The organism is Seohaeicola sp. 4SK31, from assembly GCF_028802875.1.
GTDB lineage: Bacteria > Pseudomonadota > Alphaproteobacteria > Rhodobacterales > Rhodobacteraceae > Seohaeicola.
Genome location: NZ_JARAMP010000015.1, coordinates 55,071 through 72,351 on the forward strand (window position 1 = coordinate 55,071; position 17,281 = coordinate 72,351).

General features: G+C 61.6%; 16 protein-coding genes. 5 read left to right on the forward strand and 11 right to left on the reverse strand.

Annotation, left to right across the window (positions count from 1 at the left end; genetic code table 11):
- Window positions 1-147: 147 nt before the first annotated feature.
- The 3 genes from PVW27_RS13635 to PVW27_RS13645 are packed head-to-tail and all read right to left on the reverse strand — an operon-like array spanning window position 148 to window position 3,671.
- Window positions 148-2,175, reverse strand: a complete 2,028-nt coding sequence (locus tag PVW27_RS13635; RefSeq protein ID WP_274558569.1) for a TRAP transporter permease — start codon at window positions 2,173-2,175, stop codon at window positions 148-150.
- A 57-nt stretch (window positions 2,176-2,232) separates the two neighbouring features.
- Window positions 2,233-2,691 carry a DUF1850 domain-containing protein gene (locus PVW27_RS13640; RefSeq protein ID WP_274558571.1) on the reverse strand — a complete coding sequence of 153 codons (459 nt, stop codon included), beginning with the start codon at window positions 2,689-2,691 and terminating at the stop codon, window positions 2,233-2,235.
- Between the two features lie 23 nt (window positions 2,692-2,714).
- On the reverse strand, window positions 2,715-3,671 hold the full coding sequence (locus PVW27_RS13645) for a TAXI family TRAP transporter solute-binding subunit (protein ID WP_274558573.1): 957 nt from the start codon (window positions 3,669-3,671) through the stop codon (window positions 2,715-2,717).
- Between the two features lie 573 nt (window positions 3,672-4,244).
- Here PVW27_RS13645 and PVW27_RS13650 point away from each other — a divergent pair.
- Entirely contained in the window at window positions 4,245-4,493 is a 249-nt protein-coding gene (locus PVW27_RS13650) for a VPEID-CTERM sorting domain-containing protein (protein WP_274558574.1), read from the forward strand.
- Between the two features lie 186 nt (window positions 4,494-4,679).
- Here PVW27_RS13650 and PVW27_RS13655 read toward each other — a convergent pair whose 3' ends face one another.
- From PVW27_RS13655 to PVW27_RS13665, 3 genes are all read right to left on the reverse strand, one after another.
- Window positions 4,680-5,204, reverse strand: a complete 525-nt coding sequence (locus PVW27_RS13655; protein ID WP_432762081.1) for a fasciclin domain-containing protein — start codon at window positions 5,202-5,204, stop codon at window positions 4,680-4,682.
- 159 nt (window positions 5,205-5,363) lie between these two features.
- Complete coding sequence (locus tag PVW27_RS13660) at window positions 5,364-6,668, reverse strand: D-amino acid dehydrogenase (RefSeq protein WP_274558576.1); 1,305 nt, start codon at window positions 6,666-6,668, stop codon at window positions 5,364-5,366.
- A 221-nt stretch (window positions 6,669-6,889) separates the two neighbouring features.
- A complete protein-coding gene (locus PVW27_RS13665) occupies window positions 6,890-8,746 on the reverse strand; it encodes a sigma-54 interaction domain-containing protein (RefSeq protein WP_274558578.1) in 1,857 nt (618 codons plus the stop codon).
- Window positions 8,747-8,955: 209 nt separating this feature from the next.
- Between PVW27_RS13665 and PVW27_RS13670 the strand changes: the two genes are divergently transcribed.
- Genes PVW27_RS13670 through cynS form a run of 4 tightly spaced genes read left to right on the forward strand, consistent with a single transcriptional unit; the run spans window position 8,956 to window position 12,584 of the window.
- Complete coding sequence (locus tag PVW27_RS13670) at window positions 8,956-10,332, forward strand: CmpA/NrtA family ABC transporter substrate-binding protein (protein ID WP_274558579.1); 1,377 nt, start codon at window positions 8,956-8,958, stop codon at window positions 10,330-10,332.
- Between the two features lie 2 nt (window positions 10,333-10,334).
- Complete coding sequence (gene ntrB / locus PVW27_RS13675; RefSeq protein ID WP_274558581.1) at window positions 10,335-11,168, forward strand: nitrate ABC transporter permease; 834 nt, start codon at window positions 10,335-10,337, stop codon at window positions 11,166-11,168.
- A 12-nt stretch (window positions 11,169-11,180) separates the two neighbouring features.
- Window positions 11,181-12,083: an ABC transporter ATP-binding protein gene (locus PVW27_RS13680; RefSeq protein WP_274558583.1), complete on the forward strand. Its 903-nt coding sequence runs from the start codon at window positions 11,181-11,183 to the stop codon at window positions 12,081-12,083.
- Window positions 12,084-12,113: 30 nt separating this feature from the next.
- Window positions 12,114-12,584, forward strand: a complete 471-nt coding sequence (gene cynS / locus PVW27_RS13685; protein WP_274558584.1) for a cyanase — start codon at window positions 12,114-12,116, stop codon at window positions 12,582-12,584.
- Between the two features lie 74 nt (window positions 12,585-12,658).
- Here the strand turns inward: cynS and PVW27_RS13690 are convergent, their stop codons facing one another.
- The 5 genes from PVW27_RS13690 to dctP form a co-directional block, all read right to left on the reverse strand.
- A complete protein-coding gene (locus tag PVW27_RS13690) occupies window positions 12,659-13,066 on the reverse strand; it encodes a c-type cytochrome (protein WP_274558586.1) in 408 nt (135 codons plus the stop codon).
- 145 nt (window positions 13,067-13,211) lie between these two features.
- Complete coding sequence (locus PVW27_RS13695; RefSeq protein ID WP_274558588.1) at window positions 13,212-14,306, reverse strand: metallophosphoesterase family protein; 1,095 nt, start codon at window positions 14,304-14,306, stop codon at window positions 13,212-13,214.
- 148 nt (window positions 14,307-14,454) lie between these two features.
- A complete protein-coding gene (locus tag PVW27_RS13700) occupies window positions 14,455-15,744 on the reverse strand; it encodes a TRAP transporter large permease (protein ID WP_274558589.1) in 1,290 nt (429 codons plus the stop codon).
- Complete coding sequence (locus PVW27_RS13705) at window positions 15,741-16,277, reverse strand: TRAP transporter small permease (RefSeq protein WP_274558591.1); 537 nt, start codon at window positions 16,275-16,277, stop codon at window positions 15,741-15,743. The genes PVW27_RS13700 and PVW27_RS13705 overlap by 4 nt, the downstream gene beginning before the upstream one ends.
- Before the next feature lie 3 nt (window positions 16,278-16,280).
- A complete protein-coding gene (gene dctP, locus PVW27_RS13710) occupies window positions 16,281-17,267 on the reverse strand; it encodes a TRAP transporter substrate-binding protein DctP (protein WP_274558593.1) in 987 nt (328 codons plus the stop codon).
- Between the last annotated feature and the right edge of the window lie 14 nt (window positions 17,268-17,281).

Here is a 17,281-nt window from a genome sequence, read left to right on the forward strand (position 1 = left end):
GGCCACAGGCCGGACATATGTTAAGATTTCCCTAACGCCGTCGCCTAACCTTTTGAAAACAAACGGACCGAAAAATGTCCCACGGTGGGACACACCTCATCGCCCTCCCTCGGCCCGGACAACCAAGGGGGCGGCGGGCAAGCCATCTCAGGCCGTCGCAGCGTCGGCCCTGCGGCTCTTGATCCAGTTCCAGACCATCAGGCCAAAGACCAAGGCCGCCCCCGAGGCTTCGATGATCTCATCGGGATTGAAGATCATGATGACCCCCGGCACGATCAACAGACGCGAGATCTTGTCCATCCATGTGAAAAGATATCCCTCGATCGCAGCCGCAAACCCGACCAGACCGATCACCACGATCACACCGGTCCAGATGACATACCAGGTCTCGCCACCCATGATGATCTCGGGGTTGTAGACCATGAAGGCGGGGATCAGATAAAGGCCCTTGGCGTATTTCCACGCCTGCATGCTGGTCTCCATCGGTTTCGACCCGGCAATCGCCGCCCCCGCAAACCCGGCCAGCGCAATGGGCGGCGTCACGTTGCTGTCCTGCGAATACCAGAAGACCACCAGATGCGCGATCAGCAGCGGAATGCCGAAATCCTGGTTCAGCGCAGGCCCCACAAGGACGATCAGCACGATATAGGCGGCGGTTACAGGCAGACCCATGCCAAGGATCAGGCTTGCCAGCAGCACGAAGATCAGCGCCAGCGCAAGGTTCCCGCCCGAGAGCGAGATCATCATGGACGAGAACTTGAGCCCCAGCCCGGTCAATCCGACGACACCCACGATGATGCCCGCCACAGCGCAGGCCACGCTCACCGCCACCGCATTCCGCGCGCCCAGCTCCAGCGCCTGTCCCATCAGGCGCAACCCGCCGATGATCGCGTCCCGCAGCCGGTCGAGGGTCAGGGGATGGCCGTTCTTCGGGTCCAGCACGATCAGGGTAAAGCCCGCCCGCAACGCCGTGACCGCTATGACCGAGATGATCGCCCAGAACCCCACGCGTGTAGGCGAGATATTGTTGACCAGCAGATAGATCAGCACCACGAGCGGCACGATGAACTGCCAGCCCGCAGCCAGCACATGGCGCACCACGGGCAATTCGGATGCGGACATGCCCTTCATGCCTGCCTTCATCGCCACCAGGTGCACGAACAGATAGACCGTGCCCAGATAGAGGATGGCCGGAAAGATCGAGACCATGACGATGTCGATATAGGGCACGTTCGTATACTCGGACATCAGGAACGCACCGGCCCCCATCAGCGGCGGGGTGATCTGCCCGCCGGTCGAGGCAGCGGCCTCTATCCCGCCCGCTTCCTTGGGCTTATAGCCCAGCTTCTTCATCAGCGGGATGGTGAACGCCCCCGTCGTCACCACATTCGCGATGGCCGAGCCGGATATGGAGCCCATTCCCGCCGAGGCGATGACGGCGGCCTTGGCGGGGCCGCCCGGCTTGCGCCCCGTGGCGGCGAAGGCCAGATCAATGAAGAACTTGCCCGCGCCGGTGACTTCCAGAAAGGCGCCGAACAGCACGAACATGAAAACATAGGTCGCGGCCACACCCAGCGGCAGGCCGAAGATGCCTTCCTGCCCCAGATAGAGCTGCCCCACCAGACGGTCGAGGCTGGCCCCGCGGTGTGACAGGATCCCCGGCATCCACTCGCCCAGCCACGGCAGCGCGCCGCGCGGGCCGGCCAGCGCATAGGCGATGGCGATCAGACCGATGATGGTCATGCCCAGACCCACGACACGGCGGCTGGCCTCGAGCACGGCGATGGTGGCGATGATCCCCATGATGATATCTGTCTGCGACCACCAGCCCGCGCGGTCGATGATGTCGTCAAGGAAATAGAAGATATAGAACCCGCTGAGGAAGGCCGCCGTCAGAAAGACGGCATCCACGATCCAGCCGATGGTGCCACGGGGACGGGACGAACCCGTGATGGGAAAGATCAGAAACGCCAGGAACAGGATGAAACCCAGATGCGCCGAACGCTGATAGAACAGGCCCATCGGCTCAATCCCGGCAGTATACATCTGGAACAGGGACATCGCGATGGCGACCAGCGTGATGACCCACAGGATCGGGCGCGGCTGGATGCGGTCCGACAGGCTGGCGGGCTGCACGGCCTCGGGAATGGCGGTCTGCTGGGTCCTGTCGGTCATGATGCTATCATCCTGTCGGGGTGAAGAATAAGATGAATAGGGGCCGTGCGGCCCCTGTCAGGGAGACTCAGGCCTGAGCCGTAGACGCACGCTGGCCCCTGCGGCCCGCGCGCTGAGATTCAGTCGCCGGGTGCCATCGGTCAGAACATGTCCCACGCGCGGCGCGCCCACCCTGAGGCGCAGCGTGTTGTCGGGGATCGGTTCGTTGATCCCGTCGATCCAGTAGCCGCCTGTCGCGGCGGTCCTGAGGGTTCCACGCCCGGCAATTTCGCCCAGACCGGCTGCGAAATCATGCAGATAGGACCGCGACAGCACCATGGTTCCAGACCTGTTCTCGAAGCAATCGGCCACCCGGCCACCAGTGACGGAATGCGCCCAGGTCAGGCAGATCTCTTGCCCGGGGGCGAAGTCCAACACGCCGATCGTCAGCCCTGCCGGGGTTTCCACAACAAGCTTGCTTTGTGCCCAGAGGGGCGAACCGGCCAGCGCCAGGCAGGCAAAAAGGGCGGCCCGCAAGGACCGCCCTTTCCAAATAGGGATCACGGACGCTGGTGATCCTGAACGGCCGCGCCGACTTCTTCCAGATAGCGCAGGGCGCCGGGGTGGAAGGGGATCGGTGTGGAGTCCACGGTGAATTCGATGGTCGTGTCATTGGCCGCGGGATGGATCGCGATCAGTTCTGCCACGTTCTCGAACATCGCCTTGGTGATGTTGTAGGCCAGTTCTTCGTCCATATCGGCATGCACCACCAGAACGTTCGGAGTCGAGATGGTCGTCACCGCCTCGGCCATCCCGTCATACATCTCGGCACGCAGCGTATAGGGGGCGAAGGTCGGTTCTGCCTCGCGTGCCTTGGCGATCTGGTCATCGGTCAAACCGACGATGCGGATCTCGCGGGTTGCGGCAAGGTTCATGATCGAGGAGGTGGGCGGGCCCACGCTCCAGAACCCTGCGACGATGTCACCGTCACGGATCGCATCGGCGGTTTCGTTGAAGTTCAGGCGCTGCGGCTCGAAATCATCGTAGGTGATGCCATTGGCGGCCAGAATGATCTGGGCGCTGAGTTCGGTGCCCGACCCGGGTGCGCCAACGGACACACGCTTGCCGCGCAGGTCCTCAAGGCTGGTGATCCCGCTGTCAGCCAGCGTGACCAGTTGCACCGCGTTCGGATAGATCGAGGCCAGCGCACGCGCTTCGGCAATCTGCTTGCCGTCAAACGCGCCGGTGCCGGTGAAAGCCTGATAGACAGTGTCCGCCAGGGCCAGCGCGATATCGCTGTCGCCGCGCTGGATGAGGGCCATGTTCTCTACCGAGGCGCCGGTGACTTCGACGCTGGCCGAGTAGCCTTCGACGTGATTGTTGATGACTTCGGCCAGACCGCCGCCATAGGGATAGTAGACGCCGCCCGTACCGCCAGTGGCGATGGACAGTTCCTGGGCCTGCGCCATGGGCGCGATGGCCAGTGCTGCCGCGGCTGCAATGAGCAGTTGTTTCATGGTGTTCTCTCTCTCCCGGTTGTGAGTGCGTTCTTTGCGCAGATGGTGGGCGAAAAAAACACTCTGGAGGGGGGGACGTCAACCAAGTTCGGACATTATCCGCCCTTTGCCCGGCCGTATGCGAGGGTTTGCATGGGTTTTGCGGGGGCAATGCCCGTAGGGTGGAGTCGCGGCGCGGGCTGACATTCAGTTGTTTCGAGGGATGGGCCGGGGCGTCAGCGAATAGGGTGAGATCATCACGCGATGGGGATTCGGTGGTGGACAACCCAAGATAGAACAGAAGGCACCCATTGTGGTGGCAGGCAAAGTTTTAGCCACAGATTGATCATATTTTGGGCGAGACTTGTGTCATTGTTTCCAAAACCAGCCTATTAAATATGGCAATTCGGTGTTTTTTCATTGGCGCAGCTTGGGAAAACTCTCTAAGGTATATTACTAGGATTTGTGTTCCGAGTGATCTGTTTCGTCGTGAGTGGCCTTGTGCCATTTGGTGGAAAATTTTCAATGAGGAACCGTAACGTGACCGTATTCAAGCTTGCATCAACGGCACTGGCATCCGCAACTGCATTTGCAATGTCGACCGCAACCGTTTTCGCCATGGGTGGCCGTTCGGGTCGTCCGGGTGAGTATGGCAGCCATGGCGGCCAAGGGTCGTCCAATCTGTCGACCTCTGGTTCGACCATTCCCGGCAGCGACGCTCCGGTGTCCGGCAACGTGGCCAGCGTTCCCGAAATCGACGCATCGACCGGCCTGCTGGCGATGGCCGCCGTTCTGGCGATCGTCGCTTTCATGTGGGAGCGCAACCGCCGTCAGAAAGCCTGATTTCAGGCTGCTGACGTTTGGGGGAGCAGAATAAGGCGCGTGGCCAATGGCACGCGCCTTTTTCGCATGCGCGAAGACCGCGGCGCATCCCTGTGGTCTTGCCAGATCCCCGGCAGGAGGGTGACGCATGAAGAAAAGGGGCAGACCCTGCCTGCCCCTTTGGTCCGGTGTGCAGCCGGATCGGGCTTATTTGGGCAGCAGCACGCTGTCGATGCGGTGGATCACGCCGTTCGAGCCGATGATGTCGGCTTGCGTGACGTTGGCACGGTTCACGCGCACACCGTTGGTGGCGTTGATGTGCAGGGTCTGGCCCTGAACGGTTTCCACATCAAGGCGCTGTCCGGCCAATTGATCCGAGGTCACAGCGCCGGGGACGACGTGATAGGTCAGGATCGACACGAGCGTGTCCTTGTTTTCCGGCAGCAGCAGGCTTTCCACCGTGCCTGCGGGCAGCGCGGCGAAAGCGGCATTGGTCGGGGCGAAGATTGTGAAGGGGCCGTCGCCCTTCAGCGTCTCGGCCAGACCGGCGGCCCCCACGGCGGCGACGAGGGTGCTGAACTGGTCATTGCTGGCCAGAATGTCGACGACATCGGGCTCGGACATGGTGGGCGCGCAGGCCACAAGGGTCGCGGCAAATGCGGCGGCGGCGCCGGTCTTGAACAGGGTGCGGCGGCTGATCCCCGTGATCATGTTGGTCGTGAAAGTGCTCATTCTAATCTCCCGGTTGTGTGAGCATTGCGATAAAGTGACGCAATGATTGATCATTACGGGGCGAGAATGACTCCGGATCAGTTTCCTTTTTCGAGACAGACATGGGGAAACGGCAGGCATTGTCCGTGATGCCTGCTGTTTATGTCTGCGGCGGCTGTGTCAGCCCAAGGCCGGGCGCATCTGGCGGGTCGGCTTCAGGCCGATCCCGCGGCCCTGATAACGGTCAAAGCCCAGATCGCTGCTGTCGATCTGTGTCGCGCGCCCTGACACGATATCCGCCAGCACGCGGCCCGATCCTGCGGCCATCGTCCAGCCCAGCGTGCCGTGGCCGGTATTCATGAAAAGGTTGGCCACGGGGGTTCGTCCCACGACCGGCGTGCCATCGGGGGTCATCGGGCGCAGGCCAGTCCAGAAGCTGGTCTGGCGGGTGTCTCCCGCGCCGCCGAACAGGTCCTCGACAGAGTGGAGGAGGGTGCGTTTGCGTTTCTCGGACAGGGACAGGTCAAACCCGGCCAGTTCCGCCATGCCGCCCACGCGGATGCGGTCGCCCAGTCGGGTGATGGCGATCTTGTGTGTCTCGTCCATGACGGTCGACAGGGGCGCGCGGGCTTCGTCGATGATGGGCAGGGTGATGGAATAACCCTTCACCGGATAGACAGGCAGGCGCATCCCCAAGGGTGCCACCAAGGCGGGGGAATAGCTGCCGAGGGCCAGCACGAAGGAATTTGCGGTCACATCCCCCATCGAGGTGGTCACGGATGCGATCCTTCCACCTGTCATGTTCAGCCGGTCGATGGATATCCCATGGCAGAAGGTCACGCCTATCGCAGCCGCGCGTGCGGCCAGCCCTTGGGTAAATTTGAAGCAATCGCCGGTCTCGTCCCCCGGCAGGCGCAAACCTCCGACGAACCGGTCGGCCGATCCGCGCAGGCCGGGTTCCGCGGCCAGGCATCCGGCACGGTCCAGCAATTCAAAGGCGACGCCACCGGCGCGCAGCACTTCGATATCCTTGGCAGCGGCGTCCATCTGTTTCTGCGTGCGGAACAGTTGCAGCGTGCCTTGCTGGCGTTCATCGAAATGCAAGCCCGTCTCGGCGCGCAGATCGGTCAGGCAATCGCGGGAGTATTCGGCCAGTCGCACCATGCGCGCCTTGTTCACCGCATAAGCGGCGGTGGTGCAATTGCCCAGCATCTGCGCCATCCAGCGCAGCTTGGCCATGTCCATCTTGGGCTGGATGATCAACGGCGCATGTTCCATGAACATCCATTTCAGCGCCTTGAGCGGAATACCGGGCGCGGCCCATGGCGAGGAATAGCCGGGGCTAATCTCGCCCGCGTTGGCGAAGGAGGTTTCCAGTGCTGCTGCAGGCTGACGGTCGATCACCGTCACCTCATGCCCTGCCTGCGCCAGATACCACGCGGAAGTGACGCCGATGACGCCGGAACCCAGAACCACGACCTTCATGCCAGACCCCTTTCAGATGGGACAAACGGATGTGGCGATGTTTATCGCTTGTGCCCGCGAATGTTCTGGCAATTGTGATGTATCAGACATCTGTTTTTGGAAGAAACTGCTGAAAAAGGCTAAGTTTATCGAAGAAAAAATTGTCATTCCATTCAGAGAGTGAATGATTGCCGGTCATTTGGCCGACTTGACGACGATTTGCCCGCAGCGCGTTTGGGTGTTCAGCCAATCTCGCGCGCGCTGATCCTGAATTTGCGGATACGGGAATAAAGCGTCGTCGGCTGCACGCCCAGCAATGCGGCAGCGCCGTCGGGGCCGGAGACCTTGCCGTTCGTCTCGCGCAGGCAGGCCACGATATTGTCGCGGATCGCCTGCTGGATTTCGGCTTCGGTCCGGATCGTTTGGGCCGACGATCCGCGCACGGGCGTGTCGGTGCCCAGTTCCACCATCAGCTTGCCGCCCGTGGACAGGATCGCGGCGCGTTCGATGACGTTCTTCAGCTCGCGGACATTGCCGGGCCAGGGATAGGCACAAAGCCTTTCCATCATCCGTTCGGTGATCACCGTGCGTGGACGGTTCATTCGTTTGCAGGCGATGTCCAGAAGATGCGCCGCCAGTTCGGGGATATCGTCGCGTCGGTCGCGCAGGGGGGTGCAGGTGACCGGAAAGACATTCAGGAACAGCCAGAGATCCTCGCGCATGCGGCCTGCGGCGACCTCGTGTTCAAGGTTCTTGGTTGTGGCGGCGATGACGCGGATGTCGATCTGGCGGGTGCGTGTGTCGCCAAGGCGCGTGACCTCGCCCGCTTGCAGGGCATGCAGCAGGCGGCCCTGTTGTTCCAGCGGCAGCTCCGAGACATCGTCCAGAAACAGCGTGCCGCCATGCGCCAGTTCCAGCTTGCCGGGCTTGTCGCGCAGGGCGCCCGGAAAGGCGCCGCGCATCTGACCGAAAAGTTCCGCCTCGGTCGCGTCGGCGGTGACGGCGCCACATTTGAAATGGATCAGCGGACGGCGGCGGCGCGGACTGTCGCTGTGAATGGCCGTGGCGACCAGTGCCTTGCCTGTGCCCGCCTCGCCCGTGATGAGGACGGTGGCATCCGTGGGGGCGACGAGCCCGATCTTGGTCAGAAGTTGCCGGATCGCCGGGGATCGCCCGATGATGTCGTGATGCGCACGTTCCGAGGTGATCGCCTCTTGCAGATAGGCGTTCTCCTGCTCCAGCCGGTCGCGCAGGGCGGCCACTTCCTCCATCGCCTCGCGCAGTTTGCGTTCGTTTTCCTTGCGCTCGGTGATGTCGCGGAAGATCACCACGGCCCCGGCCAGCACTTTCTGGTCATAGATCGGGGTCGAGACATATTCGACACGGATCGGTTTGCCATCCTTGCGCCAGAACACCTCATCCTCGATCCGGGCGACCTGTTCGAAGCGGAAGGATTGGTAGATCGGGCAATCATGCGAATGGTAGGTTTCGCCATTCAGGTGGTGATGGTGGATCACCGAATGGATGTCATGACCCAAGAGGTCTTCTGCGGTCCAGCCCAGCATTTCCTGCGCGGCGCGGTTCAGGAAGGTGGTTTTGCCGTCGGCATTGACGCCGTAGATGCCTTCCCCCGCCGCGTTCAGGATCAACTGGTTCTGGCGTTCCAGTTCGGAGAAGAAGCCCTGCGCGCGCCGCCATTCCAGCAGGCCGGAGCGGTGAAGTTCCGCCGCTTCGGTGATGCGGTCATGGCGGTCCATTTCATCCAGATCGAGAACGGTCAGCAGAAGAAGTGAGGGCGAGTCCTCGACCAGCCTGCCCCTGATCTCGCAGCGCAGGGGGGCGGATTTGGCGGTGGCAAGGGTGATGTCGCGGCTCCACGCCTCGCTGCGATGGGCGATTTCATCCACGAAGACGATGAATTGCGGCAGCGTTGCCCCCACAAGGGGTGAGAAGGCTGTGCCGTCGGCGTCGGGCAGGTCCAGCAGACGGCGTGCACGGCTGTTCGCGGCCCTGATCCTGTCTTCGACAAGGTCGATGAGGAGCGCGGCTTCGGCCAGCGCATTGAGCAGGGAATCGGAGCGTGTGGGCAAGTCCAGCATGGGATCAGAAGAAACCGCTGCATCGCGGCATGGCAATACGACATTTCGTAAATTACGAAATATCGTCAAGCGGGGATGGTTGGTGCAGAGGTTAAATATATGATTTAATGATATAAAAAGTGTTGCTTAAATTTTAGGCACGCCCCTTTCGCCATGATCCCGTCCCGTCAGATGATGGGTGCAACAAGATCTGTGCGAGAGGACATGACATGACGATGAAAAGCCTGGGCAATCCCTTTTCCGAAAATTCCGACCTGCGCCATGGCGCGGCTTGCGGGTGCGACACCTGCAAGGCAGGACACCACCACCACGCGACCGAGGTGATGTCCTCGGAAGCGATGATGGAGCGGGCCGTGGAAAGCGCCATCGTGCGCTCGGTCTTCGGGCATAGCGATATCGGACGGCGGTCTTTCATGGGCATGCTGGGGGGCGGCACGGTCGCGGCGGCGCTGGCTTCGGTGTTTCCGATCGACAAGGCCAAGGCCGCGATCCTCGACAACCTCGGCACGCCGGAAAAGACCGATCTCAACATCGGTTTCGTCCCGATCACTTGCGCCACGCCGATCATCATGGCGCAGCCGATGGGCTTTTATGAACGCTATGGCCTGAACGCCAGCGTGATCAAGACCGCAGGCTGGGCCGTGGCGCGGGACAAGTCGCTTTCGGGGGAATATGACGCCAGCCACATGCTGACGCCCATGCCGTTGGCCATGACGCTGGGAGCGGGGTCCGTGGCGCAGCCCTATATCATGCCCGCGGTCGAGAACATCAACGGGCAGGCCATCGTCCTGTCGAACCAGCATCTGGATAAACGCGATCCCACGATGTGGAAGGGCATGACCTTCGGCGTGCCGTTTGAGTATTCGATGCATAACTTCCTGCTGCGCTATTACGTGGCGGAGTTCGGTCTGGACCCCGACAAGGACATCCAGATCCGCGTCGTGCCGCCGCCCGAGATGGTGGCCAACCTGCGTGCCGGGAATCTTGACGGCTATCTGTCGCCCGATCCGTTCAACCAGCGCGCGGTCTGGGAAGGAATCGGTTTCATCCATATGCTGACCAAGGAGATCTGGGAAGGTCATCCCTGCTGTGCCTTTGCAGCACCGCTGTCCTTTGCCGAGCAACTGCCCAACACCTATGGCGCGTTGCTGAAATCCATCGTGGATGCGACGCAATACGCGTCCAATCCCGAAAACCGCAAAGAGATTTCGGCGGCCATCGCGCCGACCAACTATCTCAACCAACCGGTCGAAGTGATCGAGCAGGTGCTGACCGGTGTCTATGCCGACGGTCTGGGCGAGGTGAAGACCGTGCCTGACCGGATCGATTTCGATCCCTTCCCATGGCACTCGATGGGAGTCTGGATCCTGACCCAGATGAAACGCTGGGGCTATATCGAGAATGAGATCGACTACAAAGCCGTGGCCGAGCAGGTCTATTTGGCGGCTGACGCCAAGAAGGTGATGAACGATCTGGGCTACGCGGCACCGGACGTGACCTACAAGTCCCATGTCATCATGGGCAAGACCTTCGATCCCGCGCAGCCCGAAGCCTATGTCAAAAGCTTCGCCATCGGGAGGGGCTGATCGTGCCGATCCTGTCGCTGAACCAACGCGCGTTGCTGCTGTCGGTGGTCATCCTTGTCGTCGGCCTTCTGATCTGGGAGGCTGCGATCCCCGCGCAGCAGGCAGTGGGCGAGTTGACCGAATACGAGCGTCTGACCGGAGGCGGCGCGGCCAAGGCCGGTGTGCCGCCGCCCAGTCAGGTTTTCGTCAAGGCGTGGGAGGAGTTGTCGAACCCCTTCTATGACGCGGGCCCCAATGACAAGGGGATCGGCATCCAGATCGGCTATTCGATCTACCGCGTTCTGACGGGCTATGCGATGGCCGCGCTGATCGCCATTCCGCTGGGTTTTCTGATCGGCATGTCGCCGGTGGCCTACAAGGCGCTGAACCCGTTCATTCAGGTGTTGCGCCCGATCTCGCCACTGGCGTGGATGCCGCTGGCCCTGTTCATCATTCAGGACAGCGAGGCGAGCGCGATCTTCGTGATCTTCATCTGTTCGATCTGGCCCATGCTGATCAACACGGCCTTTGGCGTGGCGGGTGTCCGGCAGGATTGGGTCAATGTGGCCCGCACGCATGAGTTGGGGCATTTCAAGACCGCCTTCACCGTGATCCTGCCTGCGGCGGCCCCGACCATCGTGACGGGGATGCGCATCTCGATCGGGATCGCGTGGCTGGTCATTGTCGCGGCCGAGATGCTCGTGGGTGGAACCGGCATTGGCTACTACGTCTGGAACGAGTGGAACAACCTCGATCTCACCTCGGTCATCTTCTCGATCCTGATGATTGGCATTGTCGGCATGATGCTGGACGCGGCCTTCGCCTCGCTCCAGCGCGCCGTGGCCTATATGGAATAAGGAGTGTCCCCGATGAGTAAACCGTTTCTGTCGATCGAGAACCTGACCCAGCAATACCCGGACGGGCAGGGCGGCATGATGACCGTGTTCGAGAATGCCACCTTCGGGGTGGAAAAGGGCGAGTTCGTCTGCATCCTTGGCCATTCCGGCTGTGGCAAATCCACGATCATGAACATTCTTGCTGGGCTAGCCGAGCCGACAAGTGGTGTCGTGACAATGGACGGGCGCGAGGTGTCGGGCCCCAGCCTTGACCGTGGCGTGGTGTTTCAGAACTACTCGCTTCTGCCATGGCTCAGCACGCTGAAAAACGTCAGCTTCGGTGTGGCCGCGCGGCACCCGGACTGGTCCAAAGCCAAGGTGTTGGACCATTCGCGGCAATATCTGGCGATGGTCGGGCTGGAGGGTGATGTGATCCACCGCAAACCCAGCCAGTTGTCGGGCGGCATGCGGCAGCGTGTGTCCATCGCGCGCGCCTTTGCCAATCATCCCAAGCTGCTGCTGCTGGATGAACCCTTCGGCGCGCTGGATGCGCTGACGCGGGGCACGATTCAGGATGAATTGCTCAAGATTTGGGGCGATTCCGGTCAGACGGTGTTCATGATCACCCATGACATAGATGAGGCAATCCTGCTGGCGGACCGCATCCTGCTGATGACCAACGGCCCCTTTGCCCGTGTCGCGGAATCGGTCGACATCACGATCCCCCGTCCGCGCAACAGGACGGCCATTGTCGAGCATCCCAACTATTACGCGATCCGCAATCATCTGGTGCAGTTCCTTGGCAAGCGGTCCAAGGATCTTGCCGGGCAAGCCTCTGACGGGGCGGCGCAGCGGCCCGAGACCGTGCGGATCGACCTGACCGGCACCGCCGAAGACCCAACACCCGAGCCGCGTCTGCGGGCTGTGAACACCTGACACCATTACTTTGAATAACTGGAGGACGACATGAAGGACAATCTGGACATGCCCGCATTGATGACCAAGGAAGACGTGACCACGCTCATCCTGATCGCCAAGAAGAAGACCGGGATGAAATGGGAAGAGATTGCAGCGGGCATCGGCATGTCCCCGGTCTGGACCCACTCCGCCTGCATGGGTCTGAACGCCATGCCGAAAGCCAAGGCCGAGGCGCTGGTGGCCCTGCTGGACCTGCCCGCCGAGGCAGTCTCGGTGCTGGAGGAATATCCGACGAAGATCTGGGAACAGGCTGTGCCGACCGATCCCTGCATCTATCGCCTGTATGAAATCGTGGGCGTCTACGGTCCCACGATGAAGGCGCTGATTCAGGAAGAATTCGGTGACGGCATCATGTCCGCCATCGACTTCGACATGAAGATCACCCGTGTGGCCAACCCCAAGGGCGACCGCGTCAAGGTCGAAATGTCGGGCAAATTCCTAGGCTATAACAGCTGGTAAGCGGAGCCATTCCGCACATGCCTTGCCCGGCTGTCTTTGCCGGGCAAGGTTGATTTCTGCGGGCTGCCGCAGGCTTATTCCTGAATGGATTCCAGATACATCGCAAGCGACAGCACGCGCCCGCGACTTTCCAGCACCGCCCCATAGCCGCCGGTATCCTTGTCGGCCTGTGTCTGGAAGACCTTTCCAAATACCGGCATCACGCCGCCATGCGCGCGGACGCCTGTGCGCCCGTCAATCACATGGATCACCTGAAGCATCGGAAAGGCGCCGTCATTGTCCTTTGCCAGCAGGGTCAGGTTGGGCGATGGGATCGTCATGACATTGGCCATGTCGCCATCCCCTTTGCCAGATGCGCCGTGGCAGGCGGCACAGTAATCGGTGTAGAGATCTGCGCCGATGTCTGTGTCTTGGGCCTGTGCGGCGGTCACACCAAGCGCACTCGTCAAGGCAATCACTTTCACGACAGTAAAAGTTCTCATCTTCCCACTCCAGATCGAGACAGCGCGTTTCCGATCCGTCCATAATCTTGGACACGAAACGGGCCGCGATTCAATCAACTTGAGGTTGTATATTCAAAAATATTGATATGAAGGGTTCGGGGCCAGCCGACCGGGCCGCGCTTGGTTACAGGGCCGTATACTGCGCTCCGCAGGGGGCTGTGCCGTGATCCATCACGGCCCTGTCTTGGGCCTGATGGAACCACCATGCGAAACCGCTGTCCGACAATTGCACCCGAAGCAGACCTATGCTGCCGAATATGGCTGCGGCTGTCTGGGCGGGCAGGGCGGCCGCATGTGTCGCGGGGCCTTCGATTCCGCCTGTCCCGACCGTGAAGCCGATCGTTCCACCTGCGGCGACCACGGCCCCGCTGCTGTCCAGTGGGCGCGTGCGTTCGTAGAAGTGGTTATGTCCATTGATGACAAAGCTGGCTCCGGCCCGTTGCACCTGAGCGAAAAGCCGTTCCGCATTGTGTTGGTCGCGGCGCGGGCCTTGCAGAGAATGGGCCGGTTTGTGGAAGAAGGCCATGATGCAGGCCCCCGGCGCCTTGGCCAGTTCCTGCGTCAACCACGCCTCCTGGGGTGAACCTGCTGATGCGTCCACCTCGCTGTTGAGCGACAGGATCAGCCAGTTGCGCCAGCGCAGCGCGTAATAGCCCCGCTGGTCCGGACCTGCCTGCGCGCCCCAATAGTCGAAGTAGCCAAAGGCACCCGGAGTGCCATATTCGTGGTTACCCGGCGCTGGCAGGATACGCGCGCGCAAATCGCCCCAAGCCCTCTCATAGCAATCCGCGAATTCGCCGGGCGTGCCGCGAGCATAGACCAGATCGCCCACGGCCAGGATCGGGGCGTCGGGCCATTGTCTTGCCAGTGAGGCGCTGGCCGTGGGATCGGCATGATCGGCCACCATCGGCCGATGCCAACCCAACTGGTCGCTGGTTGCAGGCAGCAACCGGCCCGGCAGGTCGGTCCGGGCGCAGCGTGCGATGTCACCGACGGCCAGAAAGGTCAGGTTGCTTTCATCGGGTTGATGCAGGGCTGCCAGAACAGACTCTGGTGTCGGGGCGCTGACCTGTGTCTGGGTGATGGCTTCGACCTTATGGCGCAGAAGGAAGACACCATAGGCGAAGACCTGTCCTTCCATAGCGGCAAGCAGCGTGACCGCTGCCAACACCCTCGCCGACACCTTGAGAACCCTTGCCAGCAATGCAAGCGCTGTCATTGATACGTCCTTCACACAGGGATGACACCCTCAGCCGCTCAGGCTGATAGGGACCCTTGTGGAACACATTCAATATATCTGTTTCATTTGCAAGAGGATGGTTCCTGTGTCGCGTGGCGCATCTGACGCAGCGGCCCTGCCGCGTGCGTCAGAACCGCCCGAAGCCGGCCAGCGTCGGCAGCCACAGCGACAGCGCCGGAAAGGCCCAGATCAGGAAAAGCCCGACCATCAGCAACACCACATAAGGCGCGGCCCCCCGCATGATCTGCGCCAGCGGCGCGCCGGTGATCCCCTTAAGGACAAAGAGATTCATCCCCACAGGCGGTGTGATCAGCGCCAGTTCCAGATTGATCATCAGCATCACGCCATACCAGATCGGGTTGATCTCCAACGCGATCAGCGAGGGCAGGACAATGGGGGTGGTGATCAGGATGATCGCGATGGTTTCCAGAAACATGCCCAGCACGAAAACCGCCAGCATCACGAGCAGGATGAAGGCTGTCTGACCGAGTCCGAGCGCGGTGACCGCCTCGACGATCTGGGCAGGCAGGCGGATCAGGGTGATCGCATGGCCGAAGATGGCGGCGGCGGCGATGATCATGAAAAGCATCGCGGTGGTGCGCATCGTCTCCCACAGACATTCCCAGAGGTCGCGGGCGCTGAGGTTGCGATAGGCCAGAAGGGCGACGGCCACGGCATAGACGGCACCGATGGCCGCAGCCTCGGTCGCGGTGAAGATGCCCAGATAGATGCCGCCCATGACAACAGGGGGCATCAGCACCGCCCAGATGGATCTACGCAGGGCGCGCAGGACGTCCGCGCCGCCGACCCAATCCTGTTTCTGTGTTTCGCCATGCGCGTTGGCCTGCACCCAGCTGAAGACCGCGAAGATCGCAGCGATGATCAGGCCGGGGATCAGACCTGCCAGAAACAGCGCGCCGATCGAGGCGTCGGATACGATGGCATAGAGGATCATCGGTCCGGAGGGCGGGATGAGAATTCCCAGAGTGCCGCCTGCCGCGATGATCCCGTAAGTATCGCGGGGCCGGTAGCCATATTTCTGCATCTGCGGGATGGCGGTTGATCCGATGGTCAGCGCGGTGGCCACGGAAGAACCCGAGATCGACGCAAAGACCGTGCAGGACAGAATGGTGGCAAAGCCAAGACCGCCTTTGACATGGCCGACCAGCTTGTTCGCGAAGTCAAAAAGGTCATCCACGACCCGCGCGCGGATCATCACATGGGCCATGAAAGCGAACATCGGGATTGCGGCCAGCAGTGGATTGTTGAGGCTGGCAAAGACCGTATCGGCCATCGCGTCGATCTTTCCCTCCATGACCCACAGCACGGCGAGGGAGGTCAGGCCAAGGGCGGCAAAGATCGGCATGCCCGTCAGAAGCAGAATGATCAGCGCGCCGAAAATCAGCAGGGTTGTCATGGGCGGTCCTCCTTGCGGACAAAGGCGAGAAGGCTCTCGATCAGTTTGAGCACGGCCATCGCCAGCAGAAGCGCCCCGCCGATGACCAGCGCAGATTGCGGAATCCACATCGGGATTTGCAGATAACCGGGCGAATAGGCCCCGAAGCTGTGCGAGAATTCGACCGTATGCAGGCCGGTCCGCAACAGGTTCGCGGCAAAGGCCCCGACGGCCACATGCGACAGAACATCCACCCAGCGCGCGCCTGTCGGTCCCAGCCGTTCGGTCAACAGGTCGATGCGGATGTGATCGCCGCGCCGATAGGCTTCGGCTGCGCCCAGCATCACCATGGCGACGACCAGAAAGCCTGTCATTTCTTCGGCACCGCGCAGGGGGGCAGTGAACAGATAGCGGCCCGTGACGTTGATCGCGGTCAGCACCAGCACCGCCAGAATGGCCAGCGCCGCGAATATGCCAAATCCGCGACCGATCAGGGCCGCCAACCAGCCGACGGCACCTTGCGGTGCCGCCGTATCTTTCGTGTCATGCGCCATCGGTCACTGGATCTTTGCGATCAGGTCCAGCAATTCCTTGCCTTCGGCCCCGGTTTCGGCCTCGAAACCCTCGGCGAAGGCAGGCTGCATCACGGCCTTGAAGGCGGCGTTCTCCTCGTCCGTGGCGACATGCACCTGCACACCTGCCGAGCGGAGCTGATCCGGGGCAGAAGCAGAAGCCTCGATCGAGGCTTCAAGCGCCCATCCGGCAGCTTTCTCGCCGGCAACCTTCAGCGCTTCCTTCTGGGCGTCATCAAGACCGTCATAGAAGGACGGTGTGACATAGCCATGCAGATAGGCGGCCAGCACCGGGACCACGACGAAATGGTCCTGCACTTCATAGTATTTGCGCGACCATGCGGCAGCCACATCGGTCACGGCCGCGTCGATCACGCCGGTGGCCAGCGCCTGATAGACTTCGGAGCCGGGCATCGAGACGGTGGTGGCGCCCATTGCCTCAAGCCCGCGGTCAAAGGCTGGCCCCAGACCACGCATCTTGATGCCTCCGAAATCCGCAGGGGTTTGCAGGAACTTGCCCTTGGAGGTGAAGACCGACGAGTTGGTCTGGAACATCCAGGCGACGTTGCGCACGCCTTTTTCCAGCAATTTGTCCTCCAGATAGGCCGCCGCTTCCGATGTGGGCCACTTCTTCCACGCCTCGATCGAGGACATGGTGTAGGGGCCGACGGTGACGTTCATGATCGGCAGCGTCTTGCCCCACTGGAAGTTCAGCGAAAAGGCGCACTCGATCTCGCCCTTGGCGACGGCGAGGATGTTGTCATTGGCCTTCACAAGGCTGTCCGCCCCGAAGACCTGCACGTCGATGGACCCGCCGGACTGGCTTTCCACTTCGGCGGCCCATTGATCGACCACCACGGCGATATGATGCGCCGGGGGCAGTTGGTGGCTGCACCGCATGACGGTTTGCGCCTGTGCGGCGGTGACGCTGGCCGTCGTGGCCAGCAGGGCTGTGATGAGTGTCTTGTTCATGTCTTCTCCTCCCA